The organism is Pseudomonas sp. CM27 (genome assembly GCF_013179515.1).
GTDB lineage: Bacteria > Pseudomonadota > Gammaproteobacteria > Pseudomonadales > Pseudomonadaceae > Aquipseudomonas.
The window spans coordinates 1-4,534 of the sequence record NZ_JABMCN010000352.1 but is presented as its reverse complement, the minus strand read 5'-3'; the positions used below and the strand labels follow the sequence as shown (position 1 = coordinate 4,534).

Here is a 4,534-nt window from a genome sequence, read left to right as displayed (position 1 = left end):
TTGATCGACAGCTTGATACGGCCGCGGTTGTCCACGTCCAGTACCAGTACTTCAACTTCCTGGCCTTCTTTCAGGATGTCGGTCACTTTCTCGACGCGAGCATCGCTCAGCATGGAGATGTGCACCAGGCCATCTTTACCCGGCAGGATGTTGACGAAGGCGCCGAAGTCGACAATGCGCTCGACCTTGCCGACGTAGATCTTGCCGATCTCGGCCTCGGCGGTGATACCCAGGATGCGCTGCTTGGCAGCCTCCGCCGCTTCCTTGGTTTCGCCGAAGATCTTGATCGAGCCGTCGTCTTCGATATCGATCGAAGCCTTGGTCTCTTCACAGATGGCGCGAATGGTGGCGCCGCCTTTGCCGATGACGTCACGGATCTTGTCGGTGTCGATCTTCATCGCGATCATGGTCGGGGCGTTGGCCGACAACTCGGTACGCGACTGGCCAATGATCTGGTTCATCTGGCCGAGGATGTTCAGGCGCGCTTCCAGGGCTTGGCCCAGGGCGATTTCCATGATCTCTTCGGTGATGCCGTTGATCTTGATGTCCATCTGCAGCGCAGTAACACCTTTGGCGGTACCGGCAACTTTGAAGTCCATGTCGCCCAGGTGGTCTTCGTCACCCAGGATGTCGGTGAGGACTGCGAACTTCTCGCCTTCCTTGACCAGGCCCATGGCGATACCGGCAACCGGTGCCTTCATCGGCACGCCCGCATCCATCAGCGCCAGGGAAGCACCACAGACCGAAGCCATGGAGCTGGAACCGTTGGATTCGGTGATTTCCGACACCACACGGATGGTGTACGGGAACACGTCGGCCGCAGGCAGCATGGCCTGTACCGAACGGCGAGCCAGGCGGCCGTGACCGATTTCGCGACGGCCAGCACCGCCCATGCGGCCACACTCACCTACCGAGAACGGCGGGAAGTTGTAGTGCAGCATGAAGGGGTCTTTCTTCTCGCCTTCGAGGGTGTCCAGCAGCTGGGCATCACGCGCAGTACCCAGGGTCGCGACGACCAGGGCCTGGGTTTCGCCACGGGTGAACAGCGCCGAACCGTGGGTTTTCGGCAGAACGCCGACTTCGATGTTCAGCGGGCGAACGGTCTTGGTGTCGCGGCCGTCGATACGTGGCTTGCCGTTGACGATGTTTTCGCGAACGGTGCGGTATTCGATTTCGCCGAAGATTTCTTTCACTTCGGAAGCCGAAGGCTGGCCTTCTTCACCCGAGAACTTGGCGATGGCCTGATCACGCAGCTCGCCCAGGCGCGCATAGCGGTCAGCCTTGACGGTGATGGTGTAGCCCTGCGAAACGCCTTCGCCGAACTCGGCGCGAATGGCGTTGAACAGTTCGGTGTTGGCGACGGCAGGCTTCCAGTCCCAGGTAGGCTTGGCAGCTTCTGCAGCCAGCTCCTTGACGGCCTGGATAACAGCCTGGAATTCGTCGTGGGCGAACAGTACGGCGCCCAGCATCTGGTCTTCGGTCAGCTCTTGAGCTTCCGACTCAACCATCAGCACAGCGTCGGAAGTACCGGCAACGACCATGTCCAGGCTCGAGGCAGCCAGTTGCTCGTAGGTCGGGTTCAGCAGGTAGCCGGTGCTCTCGTGGAAAGCAACACGGGCGGCGCCGATCGGGCCTTCGAACGGAATACCGGAGATGGCCAGCGCAGCCGAGGTACCGATCATCGCAGCGATGTCCGGGTCGGTCTTCTTGCTGGTGGAAACCACGGTGCAGACAACCTGCACTTCGTTCATGAAGCCTTCTGGGAACAGCGGACGGATCGGACGGTCGATCAGGCGCGAGGTCAGCGTCTCTTTCTCGGAAGGACGGCCTTCACGCTTGAAGAAGCCACCCGGGATCTTGCCGGCGGCGTAGGTCTTTTCCTGGTAGTGAACCGACAGCGGGAAGAAACCCTTGCCTGGATCAGCCTGTTTGGCGCCTACCACAGTCACCAGCACGGTGACGTCGTTGTCGACGGTAACCAGCACGGCGCCGGTTGCCTGACGGGCGATACGGCCCGTTTCGAGAGTAACGGTCGATTGACCGAACTGGAAAGTCTTGATTACCGGGTTCACGGTTTCCTACCTTTTTTCAGTGGCTCTGGGGGAACTGGTTTCTTGCGAATTCTTGGGCAGAACGGGGAGTCGGCCCCATTGACCGTCCAGATACAACACGAGGCCGGGAGCCTGGCTGCCGAGCGGTAGAACCGCTCGACATCACCAGGCTGCCAGCCTCGCAGATACGCATGGCGTGCTCAAAGACAACGCTGCAAGGCAACGTTGCCAATGCATGAGACACGCCATGCACACCACTGACCAGGCCGCTATTAGCGACGCAGGCCCAGGCGACCGATCAGGGCGCTGTAACGAGTGGTGTCTTTGCCCTTCAGGTAGTCCAGCAGCTTACGACGCTGGTTAACCATGCGGATCAGGCCACGACGCGAGTGGTGGTCTTTACCGTTGGCCTTGAAGTGGCCTTGCAGTTTGTTGATGTTCGCGGTCAGCAGAGCAACCTGAACTTCCGGGCTACCAGTGTCGCCAGCAGCTTGCTGGTAGTCGGTAACGATTTGAGCTTTTTCTTCAACGCTGAGGGCCATGAGGCAACTCCAATTACACGGATCCCGCAAGCGGGGTCCAATAGGCCAGGGACGAACCCTGTATTAATAAATGAGGTGTGACCGTGCCTACTGACAGCCATCCTCGGTTCCGCCCGGACCGGCTCGAGCCGCCCCGGGTGGTATCGGTCATTCCGACCGAATCAGTCGACGCGGCGCAATGCGCCCGTCTTCGCTCACTTCACCGATACCGATGAAGCGTGCGTTGTGATCCTGTACCCGGACCATGCCGAACTGTGGCGCGTCCGGTGCGCGTACCGCCTGGCCATGCAGCCAGTAGAACGCACTGTGCTCGGACAGGCTGACCATTGGCCAATCCTGCAACCCGCTGTCCGATGGCATGAGGAAGCGATCAAGCGCTTCGTTGCCGCCGTCGGCATGGGCCTGCTCGAGTTCTTCGAGTGTGACGGTTTGCGCCAGCGCGAAGGGCCCGGCCTGGGTCCTGCGCAGCTCGGCTACATAGGCGCCGCAGCCAAGAGCCTCGCCAATATCCTCCACCAGGGTGCGGATATAGGTGCCTTTGCTGCATCCTACGGTCAACCGTGCACGGGTGCCTTCGCACTCGAGCAACTCCAGCCGGTTAATAGTAACAGAACGCGCCTCGCGCTCCACTACCTCTCCTGCACGTGCCAGCTTGTACAGCGGCTGGCCGTCGCGCTTGAGCGCCGAGTACATAGGCGGTATCTGGCTGATCGGGCCGCGAAAACGTGGCAGCAGCGCTTCGATGTCGGCGCGACCAACGGTCACGTCGCGGGTCTGCAGCACTTCACCTTCGGCATCGCCGGTGTTGGTAGTCTGGCCCATCTGCATGACGGTTTCGTAGCCCTTGTCGGAATCGAGCAAGTACTGCGAAAACTTGGTCGCTTCGCCGAAGCACAGCGGCAGCACACCGGTTGCCAGCGGGTCGAGGCTACCGGTGTGGCCGGCCTTTTCCGCGTTCAGCAGCCAGCGCACTTTTTGCAGCGCGGCGTTGGAGGTGAAGCCCAGCGGCTTGTCCAGCAGGATGATGCCGCTGACGTTGCGGCGGATACGTTTGACCTGGGCCACCGCTTACTCCTTGGTGTCCGGCTCGTCGGTACCTTGGTGCAGGCGGTCTTCGGCCACTGCACGCTCGATCAGCGCCGACAGGTGCACGCCACGGCTGACACTTTCATCGAAGTGGAAGTGCAGCTGCGGCACGCTGCGCAGTTGCATCGAGCGGCCCAGGTGCAGGCGCAGGAAGCTGGCAGCGCTGTTAAGTGCCTTCAGCGACTGCTGCACGGCGTCCGGGGTTTCCTCGCCCATGACGGTGATGAACACCTTGGCATGGCCCAGGTCACGGCTGACGTCCACGGCAGTGATGGTCACCAGGCCGACACGTGGGTCCTTGACTTCGCGACGGATCAGCTCGGCCAGCTCGCGCTGCATCTGATCGCCAATACGTTGGGTACGGCTATATTCTTTGGCCATTCTTGCTACCTGTAACTTAAAGCGGCAAACGCCCGGTCAAGCTGATGCCTGACCGGGCGCTACCTGTAAAGGTGCCGCCAACCGCCGTAGGGCGGGGTTTGGCGGCAAGCTCACCCTTAAAGGGTACGAGCCACCTGGACTTTCTCGAAGACTTCGATCTTGTCGCCGACCTTGACGTCGTTGTAGCTCTTGACGCCAATACCGCACTCCATGCCATTACGCACTTCGGCAGCATCGTCCTTGAAGCGACGCAGCGATTCCAGCTCGCCTTCGAAGATCACAACGTCCTCGCGCAGTACGCGGATCGGACGGTTGCGGTACACGGTACCCTCGATGACCATACAGCCAGCGATGGCGCCGAACTTCGGCGAACGGAACACGTCACGCACTTCCGCGACACCCAGGATGTTCTCGCGAACATCGCTGCCCAGCATGCCGGTCAGGGCCTTCTTGACGTCTTCGATGATGTCGTAG

General features: G+C 60.8%; 5 protein-coding genes. All 5 read right to left on the bottom strand.

The window, feature by feature from the left end:
• Positions 1-2,072, bottom strand: a 2,072-nt coding sequence (gene pnp, locus HP547_RS27460; protein WP_172288584.1) for a polyribonucleotide nucleotidyltransferase, incomplete at its 3' end; no start/stop codon positions are given.
• 251 nt (positions 2,073-2,323) lie between these two features.
• Entirely contained in the window at positions 2,324-2,593 is a 270-nt protein-coding gene (gene rpsO / locus HP547_RS27455) for a 30S ribosomal protein S15 (protein ID WP_016489163.1), read from the bottom strand.
• A 147-nt stretch (positions 2,594-2,740) separates the two neighbouring features.
• Positions 2,741-3,658: a tRNA pseudouridine(55) synthase TruB gene (gene truB, locus HP547_RS27450; protein WP_172221610.1), complete on the bottom strand. Its 918-nt coding sequence runs from the start codon at positions 3,656-3,658 to the stop codon at positions 2,741-2,743.
• 3 nt (positions 3,659-3,661) lie between these two features.
• Entirely contained in the window at positions 3,662-4,060 is a 399-nt protein-coding gene (gene rbfA / locus HP547_RS27445) for a 30S ribosome-binding factor RbfA (RefSeq protein ID WP_172221613.1), read from the bottom strand.
• A 116-nt stretch (positions 4,061-4,176) separates the two neighbouring features.
• Positions 4,177-4,534 (bottom strand): EF-Tu/IF-2/RF-3 family GTPase (locus HP547_RS27440; protein ID WP_372243001.1); only part of this gene is annotated, 358 nt, incomplete at its 5' end.